Consider the following 20,443-nt stretch of genomic DNA (forward strand, 5'->3'; position numbering starts at 1 on the left):
GAATGAAACAGGCGCTTGAGAAAATGGATTGACCTGCGCCGTCCGTCGTGAATACACTCTGCGCAAAGCCACTTGTATACAATTACAAAACGTAAAGAGGCACAAAACCATGAGCAAAATGAGAGCAATCGAAGCCGCCGTTCTGGTGATGCGCCGTGAAGGGGTTGATACCGCTTTTGGCATCCCGGGCGCAGCGATCAACCCGCTGTACTCCGCCTTGCAGAAGGTCGGTGGCATCGATCACGTCCTTGCTCGCCACGTTGAAGGCGCCTCGCACATGGCCGAGGGCTACACCCGCACCAAGGCCGGCAACATCGGCGTGTGCATCGGCACGTCCGGCCCGGCCGGTACCGACATGGTCACCGGGCTCTATAGCGCCTCGGCCGACTCGATTCCAATCCTCTGCATCACCGGGCAAGCACCCCGCGCCCGTATGCATAAAGAAGACTTCCAGGCAGTCGACATCACCAGCATCGTCAAGCCAGTGACCAAGTGGGCGACCACCGTTCTGGAGCCGGGCCAGGTGCCTTACGCGTTCCAGAAAGCTTTCTATGAAATGCGCTCCGGCCGTCCAGGCCCTGTACTGATCGACCTGCCGTTCGACGTGCAGATGGCCGAAATCGAATTCGACATCGACGCTTACCAGCCGCTGCCATTGGCCAAGCCGACTGCGACCCGCGTTCAGGTTGAAAAAGCTTTGGCTTTGCTGGATCAGGCTGAGCGCCCACTGTTGGTGGCCGGCGGCGGCATCATCAACGCCGACGCCAGCGACCTGCTGGTCGAGTTCGCCGAGCTGACTGGTATTCCGGTCATCCCGACCCTGATGGGCTGGGGCACCATTCCTGATGATCACCCGCTGATGGTCGGCATGGTCGGTCTGCAGACTTCGCACCGTTACGGCAACGCGACGATGCTCAAATCCGATGTGGTGCTGGGCATTGGTAACCGCTGGGCCAACCGCCACACCGGTTCGGTTGACGTGTACACCGAAGGTCGCAAGTTCATTCACGTCGACATCGAAGGCACGCAGATCGGCCGTGTGTTCACGCCGGATCTGGGCATCGTTTCCGACGCCGCGGCAGCGCTGACGGTGTTCATCGAAGTCGCCCGTGAATGGCAAGCCGCCGGCAAGCTGAAAAACCGCAGCGCTTGGCTGCAGGATTGCCAGCAGCGCAAGGCCAGCCTGCATCGCAAGACTCACTTCGACAACGTGCCGGTCAAGCCGCAGCGCGTTTACGAAGAAATGAACCAGGTGTTCGGCAAGGACACCTGCTACGTCAGCACCATCGGTCTGTCGCAGATTGCCGGCGCGCAGTTCCTGCACGTCTACAAGCCGCGTCACTGGATCAACTGTGGCCAGGCAGGCCCGTTGGGCTGGACCATTCCGGCGGCGCTGGGCGTGGTGAAGGCCGATCCGAGCCGGAAAGTCGTGGCCCTGTCGGGGGACTATGATTTCCAGTTCATGATCGAAGAACTGGCGGTCGGCGCTCAGTTCAAACTGCCGTACATCCACGTCGTGGTGAACAACTCGTACCTGGGCCTGATCCGTCAGGCCCAGCGCGGGTTCGAAATGGACTACTGCGTGCAGCTGTCCTTCGATAACCTGAATGCGCCGGAACTCAACGGTTACGGGGTTGACCACATCGCAGTCGCCGAGGGCCTTGGCTGCAAGGCGCTGCGTGTGTTCGAACCGTCGGAAATCGCCCCTGCCCTGCGCAAGGCCGAACAGATGATCGAAGAGTTCAAGGTGCCGGTGATCGTCGAGATCATTCTGGAGCGTGTGACCAACATCTCCATGGGTACCGAGATCAACGCGGTCAACGAGTTCGAAGACCTGGCACTGGTCGGCAATGACGCGCCGACGGCGATTTCGATGTTGGATTAACTGCTGACTGCTCTCCCTGTGGGAGCGAGCCTGTGTGGTGAGGGGATTTATCCCCGTTAGGGCGCGAAGCGGCCTCAAAACCTGAAACCGCGGCGTATCAGGTACACCGCATACAATGGTTTACGACTGCTTCGCAGCCGAACGGGGATAAATCCCCTCGCCACAGCTCGCTCCCACAGGGGACCTCACAAGATTTACGGGAGACCACCATGCCGCGTTTCGCAGCCAACCTGTCCATGCTGTTCACCGAACAGGATTTCCTCGCCCGTTTCGACGCCGCCGCCAAGGCCGGTTTCAGTGGCGTTGAATACCTGTTCCCGTACGACTTCAGCTCGGCTGAAATCAAGGCAAAACTCGAGGCCAACGGTCTGACCCAAGTGCTGTTCAACCTGCCGGCCGGTGACTGGGCCAAGGGCGAGCGCGGTATTGCCTGCCTGCCGGATCGGGTCGAAGAGTTCCGCGCCGGGGTCGATCTGGCGATTGCCTACGCGCAAGTGCTGGGCAACACCCAGGTCAACTGCCTGGCCGGCATCCGCCCGCAAGGCGTTGACGATGCCACCGTGGAAAAGACCTTCGTCGCCAACCTCAAATACGCCGCCGACAAGCTGCAAGCGGTGGGCATCAAACTGGTGATGGAAGCGATCAACACCCGTGACATTCCCGGTTTCTACCTGAACAACACGGCGCAAGCCCTGTCGATTCGCGAGCAGGTCGGCAGCGCCAATCTGTTCCTGCAATACGACATCTACCACATGCAAATCATGGAAGGCGATCTGGCCCGCACCCTGCAATCGCACCTGGGCGAGATCAACCATGTGCAGCTCGCGGACAACCCGGGGCGCAACGAGCCGGGCACCGGTGAGATCAACTACCGCTTCCTGTTCGAACACCTTGATCGCATCGGTTATCAGGGTTGGGTCGGTTGCGAGTACAAACCGTTGACCACCACCGAAGCGGGCCTGGGCTGGTTGAAATCACACAACGCAATCTGATTGACCACGCATTGCAAAAAATCTGGCGCAGCTGCGCTGCCCAACGGGGATAAATCCCCTCGCCACAAAAGCTCACCAGCCATGGGTTGGGGGCACGACAAAAACAAGAGGATTTTCTCATGGCTAAAATCGGATTCATCGGCACCGGCATCATGGGCCACCCAATGGCGGCGAACCTGCAGAAAGCCGGTCACAGCCTGTTCCTGTCGCAACACCACGACGCGGCCCCGGCCGATCTGGTCGCCGCTGGCGCCGTTGCCCTGGCCAACCCGCGTGAAGTGGCGCAGGAAGCCGAATTCATCATCGTCATGGTTCCGGATACCCCGCAGGTCGATGACGTACTGTTCCGCGCCGACGGTGTTGCCGCCGGTATCGGCAAAGGCAAAGTGGTCATCGACATGAGCTCGATTTCGCCGACCGCGACCAAAGCCTTCGCGGCGAAGATCAACGAGAAAGGCGCGCAATACCTCGACGCGCCAGTGTCCGGCGGTGAAGTCGGCGCCAAGGCCGCCACCCTGAGCATCATGGTCGGTGGCGACGCCGATGCCTTCGAACGCGCCCTGCCGCTGTTCCAGGCCATGGGCAAGAACATCACCCTGGTCGGCGGCAATGGCGACGGCCAGACCGCCAAAGTGGCGAACCAGATCATCGTCGCGCTGAACATTCAGGCTGTCGCTGAAGCCCTGCTGTTCGCTTCGAAAAACGGTGCCGACCCGGCCAAGGTGCGTGAAGCGCTGATGGGCGGTTTCGCCTCTTCGAAGATCCTCGAAGTGCACGGCGAGCGCATGATCAAAGGCACCTTCGACCCGGGCTTCCGCATCAGCCTGCACCAGAAGGACCTGAACCTGGCCCTGCAAGGCGCCAAGGAACTGAACATCAACCTGCCGAACACCGCCAATGCCCAGCAGGTATTCAGCACCTGCGCGGCCATCGGTGGCAGCAACTGGGACCACTCGGCGCTGATCAAGGGCCTGGAACACATGGCCAATTTCTCGATTCGCGACAACAAATAAAGCCTGCACAAAACCCTGTGGGAGCGAGCCTGCTCGCGAAAGCGGCTTCACATTCAACATCCATGTTGGCTGACATACCGCGTTCGCGAGCAGGCTCGCTCCCACAAGGGTTCCGAGTTGCCCTTTCGAATAACAAGAATTCCGGGAGCCCGCCATGTCGGTCGATCCGCAACAACTGCTGCGCGAGCTGTTTGCCACAGCCATCGACGCGGCTCATCCGAACCAAGTCCTCGAAGCCCATTTGCCTGCCGATCGCAGCGGTCGGGTGATCGTCATCGGCGCCGGCAAAGCCGCTGCCGCCATGGCGCAAGTGGTCGAGCGCTGCTGGGAGGGTGAAGTCACCGGCCTGGTGGTGACCCGCTACGGCCACGGCGCTCCATGCGAAAAAATCGAAGTGGTCGAAGCCGCGCACCCGGTGCCGGACGCCGCCGGTCTGGCCGTGGCCAAACGTGTGCTGGAGCTGGTCAGCAACCTGACTGAAGACGACCGCGTGATCTTCCTGCTCTCCGGCGGCGGCTCTGCCCTGCTCGCCTTGCCGGCCGAAGGCATCACCCTCGCTGACAAGCAGTCGATCAACAAAGCCCTGCTCAAATCCGGCGCAACCATCGGGGAGATGAACTGCGTGCGCAAGCACCTCTCGGCGATCAAGGGCGGACGTCTCGGCAAGGCCTGCTGGCCGGCGACGGTTTACACCTATGCGATTTCCGATGTACCGGGCGACCTCGCCACCGTCATTGCATCCGGCCCGACCGTGGCCGACCCGAGCACTTCGGCCGAAGCACTGGCGATCATCAAGCGCTACGGCATCGACATTCCCGCCTCCGTGCGCACCTGGCTGCAACGTCCGGAATCGGAGACGGTCAAACCCGGCGACCCAAGCCTGGCGCGCAGTCATTTCCAGTTGATCGCCCGCCCGCAGCAGTCGCTGGACGCGGCGGCGGTGAAGTGCCGTCAGGCCGGTTTCAGCACCTTGATTCTCGGCGACCTCGAAGGCGAATCCCGTGAAGTGGCGAAAGTCCACGCCGGCATCGCCCGACAGATCATCCACCACGGCCAGCCACTGGCGGCGCCCTGCGTGATTCTTTCCGGCGGTGAAACCACGGTAACCGTGCGCGGCAATGGCCGTGGCGGACGTAACGCCGAATTCCTCCTCAGCCTGACCGACAGCCTCAAGGGCCAGCCCGGCGTCTACGCGCTGGCGGGCGACACTGATGGCATCGACGGCTCGGAAGACAACGCCGGCGCAATCATGACCCCGGACAGCTACGCCCGCGCCGCCGCACTGGGTCTGAGCACCAGCGACGAGCTGGACAACAACAACGGCTACGGCTACTTCCAGGCGCTCGATGCGCTGATCGTTACCGAGCCGACCCGCACCAATGTCAACGACTTCCGCGCCATTCTGATCCTTGAGAACTGCAAATCATGACGCCTGATAAAAAGGTCAAAATACTCGCCACCCTCGGCCCGGCGGTCGATGGTATCGACGACATCCGCGAGCTGGTCGAGGCCGGGGTCAACATCTTCCGCCTGAACTTCAGCCACGGCGATCACGCCGACCACGCCAAGCGCTATCAGTGGATCCGCGAAGTCGAGCGTCAGCTCAACTACCCGCTGGGCATTCTGATGGATCTGCAGGGGCCGAAACTGCGGGTCGGCAAGTTCGCTGACGGCAAAGTGCAGCTGCATCGCGGTCAGGCCTTCCGTCTCGATCTCGATGGGACAGCGGGCGATGAGCGCCGGGTCAACCTGCCGCATCCGGAGATCATTGCCGCGCTGGAAGCGGGCATGGACCTGCTGCTCGACGACGGCAAGCTGCGTCTGCGTGTGGTCACCAAGTACGCCGATGCGATCGACACCACCGTGCTCAACGGCGGTGAACTGTCCGATCGCAAGGGCGTCAATGTGCCGCAAGCGGTGCTCGACCTGAGCCCGCTGACCGCCAAGGATCGCCGCGATCTGAGCTTCGGCCTGGAATTGGGTGTGGACTGGGTCGCGCTGTCGTTCGTACAGCGCCCGCAGGACATTGTCGAAGCCCGCGCGTTGATCGGCGACAAGGCATTCCTGATGGCGAAAATCGAGAAGCCTTCGGCGGTCGAGCAACTGCGTGAGATTGCTGAGTTGAGCGACGCGATCATGGTCGCTCGCGGTGATCTTGGTGTGGAAGTGCCGGCGGAAAGCGTGCCGCAGATTCAGAAAAACATCATCACCACCTGCCGCGCGCTGGGCAAACCGGTGGTGGTGGCGACGCAGATGCTCGAGTCGATGCGTTTCTCCCCTGCACCAACCCGTGCCGAGGTGACTGACGTCGCCAACGCCGTGGCCGAAGGCGCCGATGCGGTGATGCTCTCGGCGGAAACCGCATCCGGCGAATACCCGCTGGAAGCCGTGCAGATGATGAGCAAGATCATCCGTCAGGTTGAGAACGGCCCGGATTATCAGACCCAGCTCGACGTCAGTCGACCGAAAGCCGAGGCGACGGTTTCCGATGCGATCAGCTGTGCGATCCGCCGGATCAGCAACGTGCTGCCGGTGGCGGTGCTGGTCAATTACAGCGAGTCCGGCGCCTCGACGTTGCGCGCATCGCGGGAACGGCCGAAAGCACCGATCCTCAATCTGACGCCGAACCTGCAAACGGCGCGGCGCTTGAGCGTGGCGTGGGGCATTCATTCGGTGGTCAACGATCGCCTGCGTCAGGTCGACGAAGTCTGCTCGACCGCACTGGAGATTGCTCAGGCGCAAGGCATGGCCGAGCGTGGCGACACGCTGCTGATCACCGCCGGCGTGCCGTTCGGGCAGCCGGGGTCGACCAATTCACTGCGGATCGAGACGTTGATTTAGCGCTTGTACCGGCCTCTTCGCGAGCAGGCTCGCTCCCACATTGGTTCTGTGTCGATCACAGAACCGAGACTGGACGCAGATCCATGTGGGAGCGAGCTTGCTCGCGAAGCAGGCACCTCGGTTTTCCTGACTTCAGAACTGCCATGCCTGCCAATCACTTCAACACCCACTGCCCCGACTGGGCCGAGGCTTTGCTCAACGGTTTCAGTCAGATTTTCTTCCAGCGCCATCCGCTGTGCGGCCTGCTGTGTCTGTTGGCGATTCTGCTGACGGCGCCGGTGCTGTTCGCCGGGGCTCTGCTCGGTGGCGTTGCCGGTCTGCTCACCGCGCAGCGACGCAACTACGCCAAGGCTGATCGCCAGGCCGGACTGTTCAGCTACAACGGCGTGCTGCTCGGCCTGCTGCTGAGCCTGTATTTCCCTTGGTCGCCACTGCTGCCGCCGTTGATTCTTGCAGCGGGCGGCTTGAGTGCGATACTCACTCAGCAATGGCTCAAACACGTGTACCGCAGTCGCGCCATACCGGCGTATACCTCGCCGTTCGTGGCGATCAGCTGGGTGCTGCTGATGTTCGCCGAACCGTCCGCGCCGATGGCATCGCCCGACCTGAACACGACAAATCTGCTGGCCGCTGAACTGCGCGGATTTGGCCAGGTGATGTTTCTCGACCATCCATTGGCCGGGGCGTTGATCGCCAGCGGTTTGCTGCTCGCCGATCGCCGTGCGTTCTGCTGGGCGCTGCTGGCGTCGGCGATCGGCCTGGGCTCGAGTCTGCTGCACCACGAAACGTCCGCCACGCTGCTTGGGCTCGGTGGCTACAACGCCGTACTCGCCGCCCTCGCCTTCAGCGCTCAGCGACAAAATCCGTGGCTGCCGCTGCTCGCCATTGTCCTGGCGCTGCTGGTGACGCCGCTGTTTGCTGCCCTTGGATTGGCGACGCTGACCGCGCCGTTCATCCTCGCCTGCTGGTTGATTCGTACCGGCATTCAAATGCTTGGCAAAGCGTCGCTTGCGCATGAGTCTTGCGCTCACGAGGAGAATCACCCTAGGCTGCGCTGATCTTCGATTCAGGCGTTATTCATGGACAACAGCAACAATTGGCGCGAGCGGCTCTACGTCATGATTTTCCAGAGCGACACCCCGGCCGGGCGTCGCTTCGACGGCATCCTGCTGGTGATCATCCTCGCCAGCCTGGTGATCGTGATGCTCGACAGTATCGACAGCATCCACCGTAATTACGCCGACGTTCTGGCCTATATCGAGTGGGGCTTCACGGCGATTTTCCTCGGCGAGTACATCCTGCGTCTGTACTGCTCGCCCAAGCCACTGCGCTATGCCTTCAGCTTTTATGGCCTGGTAGATCTGCTGGCGATCGTGCCGGGCATCCTTGCGCTGTACTACAGCGATGCGCAGTATCTGCTGATCATCCGCATCATTCGGATGCTGCGGATTTTCCGCGTGCTCAAGCTCAGCCCGTATCTCAAGCAAGCCAACTATCTGATGTCGGCGCTGCGTGGCAGCAAGCAGAAAATCGTCGTGTTTCTGGTCAGCGTGTGCACGCTGGTGACGGTGTTCGGCACGCTGATGTACGTGATCGAAGGCCCGGAACATGGTTTCACCAGTATTCCCAAGGGCATCTATTGGGCGATCGTGACCTTGACCACTGTGGGCTTCGGCGACATCGTGCCGAAGACGCCGCTGGGCCAGGTGATTTCCTCGCTGGTGATGATCACCGGTTATTCGATCATCGCCGTGCCCACAGGGATTTTCACCGCTGAGCTGGCCAACGCCATGCGCGGCGAACAGCTGCAACATGACTGCCCGGGCTGCCAGAAAAAGTCCCACGAGCAGAGCGCAGCGTTCTGTTCGCGCTGCGGCAGTCAGCTGTTCAAGAAAGTGGAATAAGCACAGAGCTTTTTAATCTTTAAGCGACTATGCGAGGCCCGCTATAGTCGCTGGCAATTGAACATCACCCCCTTGTAGGAGCTGCCAAAGGCTGCGATCTTTTTGACTATGTTTTCAAGATCAAAAGATCGCAGCCTTCGGCAGCTCCAACATCGATAACCAACAAGGAATGCGCAGTGAAAAAACTCTTTGGCGCCTCACTTCTCGCCGCCGGCCTGGCCTTGGCCAACATCGCCCAGGCAGCACCGACGCTGCTCAACGTTTCCTACGACGTGATGCGCGATTTCTACAAGGACTACAACACTGCGTTCCAGAAGCACTGGCAAGCCGAGCACAACGAAAACATCACCGTGCAGATGTCCTTCGGCGGCTCGAGCAAGCAGGCGCGTTCGGTGATCGACGGGCTGCCGGCTGACGTCATCACCATGAACATGGCCACCGACATCAATGCCCTCGCCGACAACGGCAAACTGGTCCCGGACAACTGGGTCACGCGCCTGCCGAACAACAGCGCGCCGTTTACCTCGGCCACGGTGTTCATCGTCCGCAAGGGCAACCCGAAAGCTTTGAAAGACTGGCCCGATCTGCTCAAGGACGGCGTACAGGTGATCGTGCCGAACCCGAAAACTTCGGGTAATGGCCGCTACACCTACTTGTCGGCCTGGGGCTATGTACTGAAAAACGGTGGTGACGAGAACAAGGCCAAGGACTTCGTCGGCAAGCTGTTCAAGCAGGCGCCGGTGCTCGACACCGGTGGCCGCGCGGCCACCACCACGTTCATGACCAACCAGATCGGCGACGTACTGGTGACCTTTGAAAACGAAGCGGAAATGATCGCCCGCGAGTTCGGTCGCGATCAGTTCGAAGTGATCTACCCGACCGTCTCCGCAGAAGCCGAGCCACCGGTTTCGGTGGTCGATAAAGTCGTCGACAAGAAAGGCTCGCGCGCTGCGGCTGATGAGTATCTGAAGTACCTGTGGTCGCCGGAAGGTCAGGAAATAGCGGCGGCCAACTACCTGCGCCCGCGTGACCCGGCGGTGCTGGCGAAGTACACCGACCGTTTCCCGAAAGTCGATTTCCTTTCCGTGGAGAAGACCTTTGGTGACTGGCGCACGGTGCAGAAAACCCACTTCAATGATGGTGGCGTGTTTGATCAGATTTACAGCGGGCAGTAAGGCTTGATCTGAAAAATCAAAAGGCGACCCACCGGGTCGCCTTTTTGTTGCGCGGCAATACCGGTCATTACACGGCGTAATAACAGTTATCATCGAAAACGTCTTCTGCCAGTCCACGTTGTCCATTAGCCTCAGCGCTTTCATGTGCCCGACCCGAGATCCCCTATGACCACCACTCCTCACGCAATGACCCGAGGCATGGTCCTGCTGTTCGCGTTCTGCTGCGGCGCCATTGTTGCCAACATCTACTATGCACAACCGATTATTGGCCTGATCGCGCCGGACATCGGCCTCTCCGACACCACGGCCAGTTTCATCGTCTCGCTGACGCAGATCGGTTACGCGTTGGGCCTGTTCTTTCTGGTGCCGCTGGGGGATCTGCTGGAAAACCGGCGGCTGATGATCATCACCACGGTCGTGGCAATTGCCAGCCTGCTTGGCGCAGCGTTTACCGAGCAGCCGAACGTATTTCTGCTGATCTCGCTGCTGGTCGGCTTCAGCTCGGTGTCGGTGCAGATCCTGATTCCGCTGGCCGCGCATCTGGCGCCGGAAGAATCCCGTGGCCGCGTGGTGGGGGGGATCATGGGCGGTTTGCTGCTGGGTATTCTGTTGGCGAGACCGGTGTCGAGTGTGGTCGCCGATCACCTCGGCTGGCGCGCCATGTTCATGATCGCCGCAGCGTTGATGGCGGCGATCAGCATAGTGCTGGCGCTGACCGTACCCAAGCGCCAGCCGGATCACAGCGCCACCTATGGCCAGTTGATCGGTTCGCTATGGACACTTCTGCGCCAGCAACCGGTGCTGCGTCAGCGGGCGTTTTATCAGGGCTGCATGTTCGCCACGTTCAGCCTGTTCTGGACCGCCGTGCCACTGGAACTTGCACGCAACCATGGCCTGTCGCAAAGCGAAATCGCGATCTTCGCACTGGTCGGTGCCATCGGTGCCATCGCCGCGCCAATCAGCGGCCGCCTCGCTGATGCCGGCCACACACGCATCGCCTCGCTGCTGGCCATGCTGTTCGCCAGCCTGAGTTTCCTCCCCGCCTTCATCCACCCGGCCTACAGCGTCATCGGCCTGGCCGTGACCGGCGTGGTGCTGGACTTCTGCGTGCAGATGAACATGGTCCTCGGCCAACGCGCGGTGTACTCGCTGGACGCGAAAAGTCGTGGCCGTTTGAACGCGCTGTACATGACCAGCATCTTCATCGGCGGCGCCTTCGGCTCGTCGGTCGCCAGCGCGGTGTACGAGCATGGCGGCTGGTTGTGGATCGTGATTGTCGGCAGCGTGTTTCCGCTGTTGGCGTTGGTGCGGTTTCTGAGTGTTTCGCAAAACGCTGCGTTGGCGCAGCGAAAAGTCGCGTCCTGACGCGATGTCATAGTGGGAGCGAGCCTGCTCGCGAAGGCGGTGTGTCAGCCACAGATGAGTGCCTGACCTGACGCCTTCGCGAGCAGCCTCGCTCCCACAATTGGACGTACCTTCAATACCGAACCAGTTTCTCCATCGCCGCATCCGCCAGAAACGAGGAGCGGCTTTTGACGTTGTGCTCGCGTACATAGCGATCAATACGCTGAATCACATAGCCGGGCAGCGTAACGTTGACCTTTTCGGTCTTGCCCAGGTACGGCGAGATATCCAGCTCCAGCATGCCCCAGCCCATCTCGGCAAAATCCGGATGATTGCGATGCGCCGCTGCCGAGGTCGGCATCGGAATCGCCTGACCCGCCGCCGCGATCTCCTGCAGCATGAGGTGAGCCACTTCCACGGCCGCGTTGTAGGCCTCCTCAAAGCTGTCCCCGGCCGTAACTGCGCCGGGAATATCGGGGATCTGAATGCCGATGGCAGTGTTCTCGTCACCCCACTCGATGCAGATGGGATATTGCATTACGGATCTCCTTCATGACGGGTTGGCGGGCTGAATAACCCCGCGCGCCGCCGAATGCTTTTGACTGTCCCCAGCGGTAAATCCTTTTTCGGAAGCGGGACGGCAATCGTGTTCGGGTTGTAACGATGAGTGAAGATGTGATGACTGCCCGCAACCCGATCCAGCGTCCAGCCCGCCTCCTCCAGCTCCTTCATCAATAGCCTGCTCTGCACCAACCGCCTCCTTGGCCTGGCCCATTAAAAGTAACTCTAGAGTTATCTTTACTCAAGCACAGAATGGGGCGGAGTGATGGTTGGTTGTTTTACAAAGTATTCCTGCAACAGTTTCGTTTATTGCGAATTTCGTTTGATTCGAATAACGTCCACAGATCTTCCTTACAATGCTGGAACAGTCTTATGACCACCGCTACTCCATCTGCCATCAATCTGCCCGTCGAACGTGAGGTCAAAGCCGCGATTGAAGGCCAGCGCGCCCTGACCGCATTTCTCGCAAGCGGTTTTGAAACTCAGCGAATCCAGATTTTTGATGAACAGAACGAAGCCCACAGCGTCGAGCTGCCAACATCGGCGTTGCGCTTGCTGAGCGATATCCTCGCGGCGCTGGCGCAGGGCAACGCTGTGAAGGTGGTACCGATCCACGCGGAGCTGACCACGCAGGAAGCTGCCGATCTGCTCAACGTCTCACGTCCGCACATGATCAAACTGCTGGAGAGCGGTGAGATTTCCTACCACAAAACAGGCAAGCACCGACGTGTGCGTTTTGCCGATCTGATGGAATATAAAACCCGGCGAGACACCGCCAGCGAGCAGGCAATGACGCTTCTCGCGGAGCAGGCACAGGCGCTAAGGACAGGATACGAGTGAGGCATTCCTCTTTCACTGCTGTATACGATGCATGCGTTTTATATCCGGCCCCTTTAAGAGATTTTCTGATGTGGCTCGCTTTGTCCGGGCTGTATCGGGCTCGCTGGACTCAGGAAATACACCACGAATGGAAGCGTAACTTATTGAAGAACAGGTCCGACCTGAGCCTCGAACTACTCGATCGCACATCGCAATTGATGGCTCTTGGCTTTCTCCAACGGCAAGGACTAGTCGAGTCGGTAAAGGCGTTGGGTAAGTATCGTGCGATTCTCTGAGAATCAGACGCAAAAAAACGGCGATCCCAGGATCGCCGTTTCTCTTACTGCCCGAACTTCTTGCCCAACCCCGGCGGGACGCCGTGGATGTTGGTGTCTTCCCACGGGCCGTTGGGGCTGACCGAGCGGCTCCAGCCGTTGTTCCAGCGGTAATAGGTGCGCTGGCGGTAGAAAGTGTTGGTCTGGTCGTCGAGCACGTAGACGCCGAGTTTCTGGTCCCAGTGGCTGTTGCCGCCCGGTGGCGGGGCGAAGCTGGCCGAGGTGCGGGGCACGGGCTTGGCGGGTTTGGCCGGGATGCTCTTGCCGGGGCTTGGCGAGGTCGACGGGGTTGGGCTTGGCTGCGACGGCGGGATCGGCGGCAGGCTGGTGGTCGGTTCCGGGCGTTGTACCGCACATGCACTCAAGCCCAGGGCCAGTGTGAGGACTGTGATGCGGGCGATGGTGTGCATGGCGGTGCTTTCCTGTTGGATCCGGTTATTTGTCCGGGCTGTCGATAGTCAGTTTTTGTGGCGCGGTGGTGCTGCTGGCCAATGGGCCGCTGCGACCGATCCACTCACCGGCAGTCGGTCGACCGGCTCGCGAGATGCGCGCAACCAGTTGGACTTCAGGGAAGTTGGACAGTTTCAACTGCGGCATCATTGCGTCGGCATCGCCCAGTTCGACGGTCACCGGCAGGTCAGCTACGGTCAGGCGCTTGGCCGCCAGCGGCGCCGGTGGGCCTGAAGTGGCGCGGGCGAAAATAAACACGCTGTCGCCCGGTTGCACCTTGCCTTTGAGTTCGCTGGCCAGATCCACGCTTACTTTCAGTAACGCAGCTTTCGGCGCCGGCGCCTGAGCAATCTGGCCACCGCTTGCCTTCAGCCGTTCGGCGGCACGCTCGATGCCGCCTTGCAGCGCAGCGCGAGAGTTGTCATCCGGCGGCAGTTGCGCGAGCAGGCGATTCCAGTAGTCGATGGCCTCCTGATAACGCTCACCTTCGAACGCGGCGATGCCGAGCAGACCGAGGCTGGTGACTTCTTTCGGATCAGCCTTCAGCGCTTCGTCGGTCAGTTTCTGAATCTGCTCCGACCACTTTTTACCGTCAGCAAAATACTGCGCCTGCGCCCACTGGCCGAGCAGCTCCGGCTGGCGACCGGAGAGGTTGGCGGCGCGTTCGAACATCTTCGCCGCGTCTGCCGGGCGGTCCTGAGCCATGTAGGTACGGCCGAGGAAATACAGACCTTCAGCGGAATCCGGTTGTGCGGCGACCGCACGTTCCAGACGCTGGGTCATCTCTTCCATCGACTGCGGTGCCTGAGCGAATTCGCGGGTCAGTTCGACCTTGTCGGCGGCGCCGAAATGCAGGTACAGACCGAGGCCCAGCACCGGTACCAGCACGGCGGCCAGCAGCGGCAACGGTTTACCCAGACGCGAGACACGCGGCGCGGCGGCGCCTTCGGTGTCGGCGAGCAGTTCACGCGCAGCTTCCGCGCGGCCGCTGTCCAGTTGCGCGGCGTCGAGCACGCCCTCGGCCTGCTGCGCTTGCAGCTCGGCCACCCGTTCCTGGTACAGCGCGACGTTCAACGCGGTGCGATCTTCTTCCCGCTGGGCGCGGCGTTCGCGCAGCACCGGGATCAGCAGAAAACTCAGGGCGACCAGAAGCAACAGCCCTGCGGCGAGCCAGAAATCAATCATTCTTGGTTTTTATCCAACAGTTGGTCGAGGCGCTGACGTTCTTCGGCAGACAGCGATGACGGCGTTTCGGCGCGTTGCCCGCGACGCCTGCGCACGATCAGCGCGATCACCACGAAACCACCGAGCAGCAGCCCGGCCGGGCCGAACCACAGCAGCGCGGTCTTGGCATTGAGCGCCGGTTTGTAGCGGACGAAATCACCGTAGCGATCGACCATGAAGTCGATGATCTGCTGATTGTCCTTGCCCTCGCCGAGCATGCGGAAAATCTCCTTGCGCAGGTCGGCGGCGATGGGTGCGTTGGAGTCGGCAATGTCCTGGTTCTGGCATTTGGGGCAGCGCAGTTCCTTGGTCAGTTCGCGGAAACGCTCGCGGTCGCCCTCTTTGGCAAATTCGTAGGTGTCGATGGCCGCATGGGCGACACCGGCCAGGCTCAAGCCCAACACCACTGCTGCGAGAAAACGCTTCATGGCTTGGCCTCATCGACCAGCGCCTGATACTTGGCCGCGAGTTTTTCGCGCCAGACCTGCTCGTCGATCACCCCGACGAACTTGTCGCGGATGATGCCTTTGGCGTCGATGAAGAAGGTTTCCGGCGCGCCGTAGACACCAAGATTCAAGCCCAGCGAACCCTCGTCGTCACGAATATCCAGCGCATACGGATTGTGAAACTCGGCCAGCCACTTCAAGGCGTCGGCATTGGTGTCCTTGTAGTTGATGCCGTAGATCACCACGCCGCGCTCGGCGAGTTTGTTCAGCACCGGGTGCTCGACGCGGCAGGAGATGCACCAGGTGCCCCAGACATTGACCAGCGCCGGTTTGCCGAGGATGTCGGCCTTGGTCAGCGTCTTGTCACCCTGCACACTCGGCAGGGAAAACTCCGGGAACGGCTTGTTGATCATCGCCGACGGAAGCTCCGCCGGGTCCAGATACAGCCCACGATAAAGAAACACAGCCACCAGCAGAAAAATCGCCAGCGGCAACAACATCAACCAACGCTTCATGCCGCCGCTCCCGTCATGCCCAGTGCCTCGCGCACTTTGCTTTTCACCTTGACCCGATAACGCCGATCCAGCGCCGCCAGCAAACCACCCAATCCGGTGAGCAAGCCGCCGAACCAGATCCAGCGCACGAACGGTTTGACGTGAACGCGCACGGCCCAGGCGCCGTTATCCAGCGGCTCGCCGAGGGCGACGTAGAGATCGCGGGTGAAACCGGCATCGATGCCGGCTTCGGTCATCACCGAGTTCTGCACGGTGTACAGACGTTTTTCCGGGTGCAGCACGCTGATTTCCTGGCCGTCACGAATGACGCGGATGGTGCCTTTGTCCGAGGTGAAATTCGGCCCTTCGAAATGCTTGGCGCCTTCGAAGACGAATTGATAACCGGCCAGATCCATCGACTCGCCCGGTGCCAGACGCAGGTCGCGCTCGGCACTGTTCTGGCTCGACAACACCACGCCCAGCGCGCACACGGCGATGCCGAGGTGGGCGATCTGCATGCCCCAATAGCTGCGGGTCAGCGTCGGCAGACCTTTGATCAGGCCTTTGTGCCGGGTCTTGTCGAACAGATCGCGCACGCCGGCGAGCAATACCCACGCCGCCAGCAGGAACGTCGCGATCACTGCCCAATTGAAATCGCCGTACGCCACGCCGGCCACCACGGCCAGTGCAACGCTGCCGAGCAAGACCGGAGTGAGCATGCTCACCAGCCATTTCACCGGCGTGTCCTTCCAGCGCACGATCACGCCGATCGCCATGACCAGCATCAGCAACGCCATCAACGGAATGAACAACGCATTGAAGTATGGCGGGCCGACCGAGAGCTTGGCGCCGCTGATGGCATCTAGAATCAGCGGATACAAAGTGCCAAGGAGGATCATCGATGCAGCGACGACCAGCACCAGGTTATTGCCCAGTAGCAAAGTCTCGCGTGACCACAGGTTGAAACCGACCTGGCTTTTCACCACCGGCGCACGCAGCGCAAACAGCGTCAGCGAACCGCCCACGACGAACAGCAGGAAAATCAGGATAAACACGCCGCGCTCCGGATCGGAGGCAAACGCATGCACCGAAGTCAGCACGCCCGAACGTACGAGGAAGGTGCCGAGCAGGCTCAACGAGAAAGCGGCGATCGCCAGCAACACCGTCCAGCTCTTGAACACGCCGCGTTTCTCGGTGACCGCCAGCGAGTGAATCAGCGCGGTGCCGACCAGCCACGGCATGAACGAGGCGTTTTCCACCGGGTCCCAGAACCACCAGCCGCCCCAGCCGAGTTCGTAATACGCCCACCACGAACCGAGGGTGATGCCGATACCGAGGAAGGCCCAGGCGACGATGGTCCATGGCCGCGACCAGCGCGCCCACGCCGCATCGAGACGCCCGCCGAGCAGCGCGGCGATAGCGAACGCGAACGCTACCGAGAAACCGACGTAACCCATGTACAGCATTGGCGGATGCACGATCAGGCCAATGTCCTGCAGCAACGGGTTTAGGTCGCGACCGTCGGCGGGAATCTGTGGCAGGATCCGCGAAAACGGGTTCGAGGTAAGAATCAGGAACAGCAGGAAACCGGTGCTGATCATGCCCATCACCGCCAGTACCCGGGCGAGCATGACTTGTGGCAACTGCCGGGAGAACACCGACACAGCGAAGGTCCAGCCGCCGAGGATCAATGCCCACAACAGCAGCGAACCTTCGTGGGCGCCCCACACTGCGCTGAATTTGTAGTACCACGGCAGCGCGCTGTTGGAGTTCATCGCCACGTAGCCGACGGAGAAATCGTCGGTCATGAACGCGTAGGTCAGGCAGCCAAAGGCAAACAGCAGAAAGGCAAACTGGCCCCACGCCGCCGGTTGCGCCAGGCTCATCCACAAGCGGTCGCCGCGCCACGCGCCGAGCATCGGCACCAGCGCTTGGACCAGTGCAAAACACAGCGCGAGGATCATTGCCAGATGGCCCAGCTCAGGAATAAACAGTGCGGCGGCCATCGATCAACCCTCCTTCACAGGCGTCGGCGCGGATTGACCGCTGTCCTTGAGCGCTTTGGTCACTTCCGGCGGCATGTACTTCTCGTCGTGCTTGGCCAGCACTTCATCGGCGACCACCACGCCATCAGCGTTGAGCTTGCCGAGGGCGACAATGCCCTGCCCTTCACGGAACAGATCCGGGAGGATGCCGCGATAGGCGATGGTCACGGATTTGTTGAAGTCGGTGACGACGAATTTGACGTCCAGCGAATCCTTGGAGCGTTGCAGCGAACCGGCCTCGACCATGCCGCCGGCGCGGATGCGCGTGTCTTGCGGCGCTTCGCCGTTGGCGATCTGCGTCGGTGTGTAAAACAGATTGATGTTTTCCTGCAACGCGCTCAGGGCCAGGCCGACAGCAGCGCCCACTCCGACCAGAATCGCCAGAATGATGATCAGACGTTTTTTGCGCAGCGCATTCACTTGCCGTTCTCCCGGCGCAGACGACGCGCCTCTTGTTGCAGATAACGCTTGCGCGCCGCAATCGGCGCCACCACGTTGAGGGCCAGCACCGCCAGACAGATGCCGTAGGCCGACCAGACATACAGGCCGTGATGGCCCATGGCGAGAAAATCGCCGAATGAAGCAAAACTCATCGCACCGCCTCCAGACTCTGCTGCACTTCGGTCTTCACCCAACTGGCGCGGGCCTCGCGCTTGAGCACTTCAAGACGCACGCGCAGCAACAGCACAGCGCCGAAGAAGCAGTAGAAACCCAGCACCGTCAGCAGCAGCGGCAGCCACATTTCCGCGGGCATCGCCGGCTTTTCCGTGAGGGTGAACGTCGCGCCCTGGTGCAGGGTGTTCCACCACTCCACCGAGTATTTGATGATCGGAATGTTGATCACGCCAACAATCGCCAGCACCGCGCAGGCCTTGGCGGCGCTGTCGCGGTTGCTGATGGCATTGCCCAGCGCGATCACACCGAAATACAGAAACAGCAGAATCAGCATCGAGGTCAGGCGCGCATCCCACACCCACCACGAGCCCCAGGTCGGCTTGCCCCAGATGGCCCCGGTAACCAGCGCCACAGCGGTCATCCACGCACCGATCGGTGCGGCGCATTGCAGGGCAACGTCGGCCAGCTTCATTTTCCACACCAGCCCGACCACGCCGCACACCGCGAGCATCACGTAGATCGACTGGGCGAGCATCGCCGCTGGCACGTGGATATAGATGATGCGGAAGCTGTTGCCTTGCTGGTAATCCGGCGGCGCGAAGGCCAGGCCCCAGACCACGCCAACGCCGATCAGCAGCAACGCTGCGATGCTCAACCACGGCAGAAATTTGCCGCTGATGCCGTAGAACCACTTGGGCGAGCCGAGCTTGTGAAACCAGGTCCAGTTCATACTGTTTCCATCACGGTTGCCGCTCATCATCGCGAGCTGGCAGAGGGTCATGCCTTTCTTCTGGAAGAAGTGGTCAATTTTTGACCAGGCCTCATTATTATTCGCCGACGCTGATCTTCAGGCCAGCGGCTATTGCAAAGGGTGTCAGGGTGATCGCCAGCGCTGTGAGGCTGGCCATCCACAACAGGTATCCGGTCGCCGGCATGCCTTGCAGCGCCGCTTGCAACGCGCCGCTGCCAAGGATCAACACCGGGATGTACAACGGCAGAATCAGCAGCGCCAGCAACAGGCCGCCGCGCTTCAGACCGACCGTCAGCGCCGCGCCGACTGCACCGAGCAGGCTCAACACTGGCGTGCCCAGCAGCAACGACAGCAGCAGCACCGGCAGGCACGCGGCGGGCAACCCGAGCATCAACGCCAGCAACGGCGACAGCAGCACCAGTGCCAGACCGGAGAACAGCCAGTGTGCCAGCACCTTGGCCAGGACCAGAAGCGGCAACGGGTGCGACGAAAGGACCCACTGCTCCAGCGAGCCATCTTCAAAATCACTGCGAAACAATCCGTCCAGCGAAAGCAGGACCGACAACAACGCCGCCACCCAGACTAACCCCGGGGACAGGTTTTGCAAGACTTGAGTTTCCGGGCCGACGGCCAGCGGGAAAAGGGCAATGACGATGGCAAAGAAAATCAGCGGATTGGCCAGCTCCGCCGGGCGGCGGAACAGCAGTCGCGATTCGCGGGCAAGGAGCAGGCCGAAGACGCTCATACCGCCCATTTCCCCCAGATCGATGTCGCGATAACCGGCCGGCATGCGGCTCAGGGTGTGGTGGGTGGTCAGCACCACCAGGCCGCCGCGTTCGCAGTGGCCGGCCAGATGCTCTTCCAGTTGCGCAACGCCCTGCTTGTCCAGCGCGGTGAAAGGTTCGTCGAGAATCCACAACGGCGGGCTGTCCAGATACAACCGCGCCAGTGCCACGCGGCGCTGTTGGCCGGCGGAAAGGCTGTGGCAGGGAACGTCTTCGAAACCGCGCAATCCTACCGCTGCCAGCGCCTGCCAGATCGCCTCGCGTTCGGCGGGATGATGCAGGGCGCACAGCCACGAGAGGTTTTCTTCGGGAGTGAGCAGATCCTTGATCCCGGCGGCGTGGCCGATCCACAACAGGTTTCGCGCCAGTTCGCTGCGTTGCTCGGCCAGCGGCTGACCGTTGAGCAGCACCTGGCCGTCGGTGGGTTGCATCAAACCGGCGAGCAGACGTAAAAGACTGGTCTTGCCGCTGCCGTTGGGGCCGCTGATCTGCACCATGTCGCCACTGGCCAGGCGCAATTCGAGGTTTTCGAAAAGCAGCCGCAGATCGCGTTCACACGCCAGGGCAACGGTTTGCAGGACAGGACTGGTCAAGGGATCACGGGCCTTATACGGTTCAAGTCGGCTCTGGAGCGGCCGTTAAAGAGATGCAGCATAGATGCTTTGATCGCTCGAACTGGCGAGCTGGATCAAACAATTGCCAGGTTTTTTGAACGAAGCGCACGACGCGCGGCATTATACATGCCGTGCCTTACTCTCAAGAGC

At 61.0% G+C, this 20,443-nt stretch carries 21 protein-coding genes and 2 pseudogenes; 11 read left to right on the forward strand and 12 right to left on the reverse strand.

The features are described from left to right. The first annotated feature begins 109 nt into the window (after positions 1-109). The 9 genes from gcl (at position 110) to AB4N47_RS15355 (ending at position 11,175) form a co-directional block, all read left to right on the forward strand. On the forward strand, positions 110-1,885 hold the full coding sequence (gene gcl, locus AB4N47_RS15315; protein ID WP_336355198.1) for a glyoxylate carboligase: 1,776 nt from the start codon (positions 110-112) through the stop codon (positions 1,883-1,885). 209 nt (positions 1,886-2,094) lie between these two features. Then, the gene (gene hyi, locus AB4N47_RS15320; RefSeq protein WP_056783872.1) at positions 2,095-2,877 is read left to right on the forward strand and encodes a hydroxypyruvate isomerase; all 783 of its coding nucleotides are present in this window, start codon (positions 2,095-2,097) and stop codon (positions 2,875-2,877) included. Between the two features lie 119 nt (positions 2,878-2,996). Next, complete coding sequence (locus tag AB4N47_RS15325; protein ID WP_016771028.1) at positions 2,997-3,890, forward strand: 2-hydroxy-3-oxopropionate reductase; 894 nt, start codon at positions 2,997-2,999, stop codon at positions 3,888-3,890. Positions 3,891-4,044: 154 nt separating this feature from the next. Then, the gene (locus AB4N47_RS15330; RefSeq protein ID WP_341638801.1) at positions 4,045-5,319 is read left to right on the forward strand and encodes a glycerate kinase type-2 family protein; all 1,275 of its coding nucleotides are present in this window, start codon (positions 4,045-4,047) and stop codon (positions 5,317-5,319) included. Next, positions 5,316-6,731, forward strand: coding sequence for a pyruvate kinase (gene pyk, locus AB4N47_RS15335; RefSeq protein ID WP_341638800.1), 1,416 nt, complete (start codon positions 5,316-5,318; stop codon positions 6,729-6,731). The genes AB4N47_RS15330 and pyk overlap by 4 nt, the downstream gene beginning before the upstream one ends. 143 nt (positions 6,732-6,874) lie before the next feature. Beyond that, entirely contained in the window at positions 6,875-7,789 is a 915-nt protein-coding gene (locus tag AB4N47_RS15340) for an urea transporter (protein ID WP_341638799.1), read from the forward strand. 21 nt (positions 7,790-7,810) lie between these two features. Beyond that, a complete protein-coding gene (locus tag AB4N47_RS15345) occupies positions 7,811-8,635 on the forward strand; it encodes an ion transporter (RefSeq protein WP_341638798.1) in 825 nt (274 codons plus the stop codon). 176 nt (positions 8,636-8,811) lie between these two features. Next, positions 8,812-9,810 (forward strand): sulfate ABC transporter substrate-binding protein, encoded by a 999-nt coding sequence (locus AB4N47_RS15350; RefSeq protein ID WP_056783861.1) that lies wholly within the window; start codon positions 8,812-8,814, stop codon positions 9,808-9,810. 165 nt (positions 9,811-9,975) lie between these two features. Continuing rightward, positions 9,976-11,175: an MFS transporter gene (locus tag AB4N47_RS15355; RefSeq protein WP_341638797.1), complete on the forward strand. Its 1,200-nt coding sequence runs from the start codon at positions 9,976-9,978 to the stop codon at positions 11,173-11,175. A 112-nt stretch (positions 11,176-11,287) separates the two neighbouring features. On the opposite strand, the gene AB4N47_RS15360 is transcribed toward AB4N47_RS15355, so the two are convergent. Further along, positions 11,288-11,692, reverse strand: a complete 405-nt coding sequence (locus AB4N47_RS15360; RefSeq protein WP_016771035.1) for a type II toxin-antitoxin system HicB family antitoxin — start codon at positions 11,690-11,692, stop codon at positions 11,288-11,290. Next, a complete protein-coding gene (locus tag AB4N47_RS15365; RefSeq protein WP_341638796.1) occupies positions 11,692-11,904 on the reverse strand; it encodes a type II toxin-antitoxin system HicA family toxin in 213 nt (70 codons plus the stop codon). The genes AB4N47_RS15360 and AB4N47_RS15365 overlap by 1 nt, the downstream gene beginning before the upstream one ends. A gap of 183 nt (positions 11,905-12,087) precedes the next feature. Here AB4N47_RS15365 and AB4N47_RS15370 point away from each other — a divergent pair, with 183 nt between their 5' ends. Both AB4N47_RS15370 and AB4N47_RS15375 read left to right on the forward strand, forming a co-directional pair. Next, positions 12,088-12,555, forward strand: coding sequence for a helix-turn-helix domain-containing protein (locus AB4N47_RS15370; protein WP_252883388.1), 468 nt, complete (start codon positions 12,088-12,090; stop codon positions 12,553-12,555). Beyond that, positions 12,552-12,755: pseudogene (locus AB4N47_RS15375) on the forward strand (PIN domain-containing protein); the annotation flags it as partial. The gene AB4N47_RS15370 and the pseudogene AB4N47_RS15375, both read left to right, overlap by 4 nt. Before the next feature lie 119 nt (positions 12,756-12,874). Here AB4N47_RS15375 and AB4N47_RS15380 read toward each other — a convergent pair. The 10 genes and pseudogenes from AB4N47_RS15380 to ccmA all read right to left on the reverse strand — a co-directional run. Further along, positions 12,875-13,279, reverse strand: a complete 405-nt coding sequence (locus AB4N47_RS15380; protein ID WP_016771039.1) for a hypothetical protein — start codon at positions 13,277-13,279, stop codon at positions 12,875-12,877. 25 nt (positions 13,280-13,304) lie between these two features. Further along, the gene (ccmI, locus tag AB4N47_RS15385; RefSeq protein WP_341638795.1) at positions 13,305-14,504 is read right to left on the reverse strand and encodes a c-type cytochrome biogenesis protein CcmI; all 1,200 of its coding nucleotides are present in this window, start codon (positions 14,502-14,504) and stop codon (positions 13,305-13,307) included. Then, complete coding sequence (locus AB4N47_RS15390) at positions 14,501-14,971, reverse strand: cytochrome c-type biogenesis protein (RefSeq protein WP_016771041.1); 471 nt, start codon at positions 14,969-14,971, stop codon at positions 14,501-14,503. The genes ccmI and AB4N47_RS15390 overlap by 4 nt, the downstream gene beginning before the upstream one ends. Then, the gene (locus AB4N47_RS15395; protein WP_341638794.1) at positions 14,968-15,504 is read right to left on the reverse strand and encodes a DsbE family thiol:disulfide interchange protein; all 537 of its coding nucleotides are present in this window, start codon (positions 15,502-15,504) and stop codon (positions 14,968-14,970) included. The genes AB4N47_RS15390 and AB4N47_RS15395 overlap by 4 nt, the downstream gene beginning before the upstream one ends. After that, the gene (locus AB4N47_RS15400; RefSeq protein ID WP_016771043.1) at positions 15,501-17,489 is read right to left on the reverse strand and encodes a heme lyase CcmF/NrfE family subunit; all 1,989 of its coding nucleotides are present in this window, start codon (positions 17,487-17,489) and stop codon (positions 15,501-15,503) included. Before AB4N47_RS15400 ends, AB4N47_RS15395 begins: the two co-directional genes overlap by 4 nt. Before the next feature lie 3 nt (positions 17,490-17,492). Next, positions 17,493-17,948 carry a cytochrome c maturation protein CcmE gene (gene ccmE, locus AB4N47_RS15405; RefSeq protein ID WP_016771044.1) on the reverse strand — a complete coding sequence of 152 codons (456 nt, stop codon included), beginning with the start codon at positions 17,946-17,948 and terminating at the stop codon, positions 17,493-17,495. Further along, positions 17,945-18,121 carry a heme exporter protein CcmD gene (ccmD, locus tag AB4N47_RS15410; protein ID WP_016771045.1) on the reverse strand — a complete coding sequence of 59 codons (177 nt, stop codon included), beginning with the start codon at positions 18,119-18,121 and terminating at the stop codon, positions 17,945-17,947. The genes ccmE and ccmD overlap by 4 nt, the downstream gene beginning before the upstream one ends. Then, complete coding sequence (locus AB4N47_RS15415) at positions 18,118-18,873, reverse strand: heme ABC transporter permease (protein ID WP_341638793.1); 756 nt, start codon at positions 18,871-18,873, stop codon at positions 18,118-18,120. The genes ccmD and AB4N47_RS15415 overlap by 4 nt, the downstream gene beginning before the upstream one ends. 97 nt (positions 18,874-18,970) lie before the next feature. After that, the gene (ccmB, locus tag AB4N47_RS15420; RefSeq protein ID WP_039763615.1) at positions 18,971-19,639 is read right to left on the reverse strand and encodes a heme exporter protein CcmB; all 669 of its coding nucleotides are present in this window, start codon (positions 19,637-19,639) and stop codon (positions 18,971-18,973) included. Continuing rightward, positions 19,634-20,272 (reverse strand): annotated as a pseudogene (ccmA, locus tag AB4N47_RS15425) (cytochrome c biogenesis heme-transporting ATPase CcmA); the annotation flags it as partial. The gene ccmB and the pseudogene ccmA, both read right to left, overlap by 6 nt. Positions 20,273-20,443: the final 171 nt, after the last annotated feature.

The organism is Pseudomonas sp. S3_G06 (genome assembly GCF_054667565.1).

Excerpts from the sequence above, each read along its gene's own strand:
- gcl (WP_336355198.1), top strand. The coding sequence starts at position 110 with ATGAGCAAAATGAGAGCAATCGAAGCCGCCGTTCTGGTGATGCGCCGT.
- hyi (WP_056783872.1), top strand. The coding sequence starts at position 2,095 with ATGCCGCGTTTCGCAGCCAACCTGTCCATGCTGTTCACCGAACAGGAT.
- AB4N47_RS15325 (WP_016771028.1), top strand. The coding sequence starts at position 2,997 with ATGGCTAAAATCGGATTCATCGGCACCGGCATCATGGGCCACCCAATG.
- AB4N47_RS15330 (WP_341638801.1), top strand. The coding sequence starts at position 4,045 with ATGTCGGTCGATCCGCAACAACTGCTGCGCGAGCTGTTTGCCACAGCC.
- pyk (WP_341638800.1), top strand. The coding sequence starts at position 5,316 with ATGACGCCTGATAAAAAGGTCAAAATACTCGCCACCCTCGGCCCGGCG.
- AB4N47_RS15340 (WP_341638799.1), top strand. The coding sequence starts at position 6,875 with ATGCCTGCCAATCACTTCAACACCCACTGCCCCGACTGGGCCGAGGCT.
- AB4N47_RS15345 (WP_341638798.1), top strand. The coding sequence starts at position 7,811 with ATGGACAACAGCAACAATTGGCGCGAGCGGCTCTACGTCATGATTTTC.
- AB4N47_RS15355 (WP_341638797.1), top strand. The coding sequence starts at position 9,976 with ATGACCACCACTCCTCACGCAATGACCCGAGGCATGGTCCTGCTGTTC.
- AB4N47_RS15360 (WP_016771035.1), bottom strand. The coding sequence starts at position 11,692 with ATGCAATATCCCATCTGCATCGAGTGGGGTGACGAGAACACTGCCATC.
- AB4N47_RS15370 (WP_252883388.1), top strand. The coding sequence starts at position 12,088 with ATGACCACCGCTACTCCATCTGCCATCAATCTGCCCGTCGAACGTGAG.
- AB4N47_RS15380 (WP_016771039.1), bottom strand. The coding sequence starts at position 13,279 with ATGCACACCATCGCCCGCATCACAGTCCTCACACTGGCCCTGGGCTTG.
- ccmI (WP_341638795.1), bottom strand. The coding sequence starts at position 14,504 with ATGATTGATTTCTGGCTCGCCGCAGGGCTGTTGCTTCTGGTCGCCCTG.
- AB4N47_RS15390 (WP_016771041.1), bottom strand. The coding sequence starts at position 14,971 with ATGAAGCGTTTTCTCGCAGCAGTGGTGTTGGGCTTGAGCCTGGCCGGT.
- AB4N47_RS15395 (WP_341638794.1), bottom strand. The coding sequence starts at position 15,504 with ATGAAGCGTTGGTTGATGTTGTTGCCGCTGGCGATTTTTCTGCTGGTG.
- AB4N47_RS15400 (WP_016771043.1), bottom strand. The coding sequence starts at position 17,489 with ATGGCCGCCGCACTGTTTATTCCTGAGCTGGGCCATCTGGCAATGATC.
- ccmD (WP_016771045.1), bottom strand. The coding sequence starts at position 18,121 with ATGAGTTTTGCTTCATTCGGCGATTTTCTCGCCATGGGCCATCACGGC.
- AB4N47_RS15415 (WP_341638793.1), bottom strand. The coding sequence starts at position 18,873 with ATGAACTGGACCTGGTTTCACAAGCTCGGCTCGCCCAAGTGGTTCTAC.
- ccmB (WP_039763615.1), bottom strand. The coding sequence starts at position 19,639 with ATGAGCGTCTTCGGCCTGCTCCTTGCCCGCGAATCGCGACTGCTGTTC.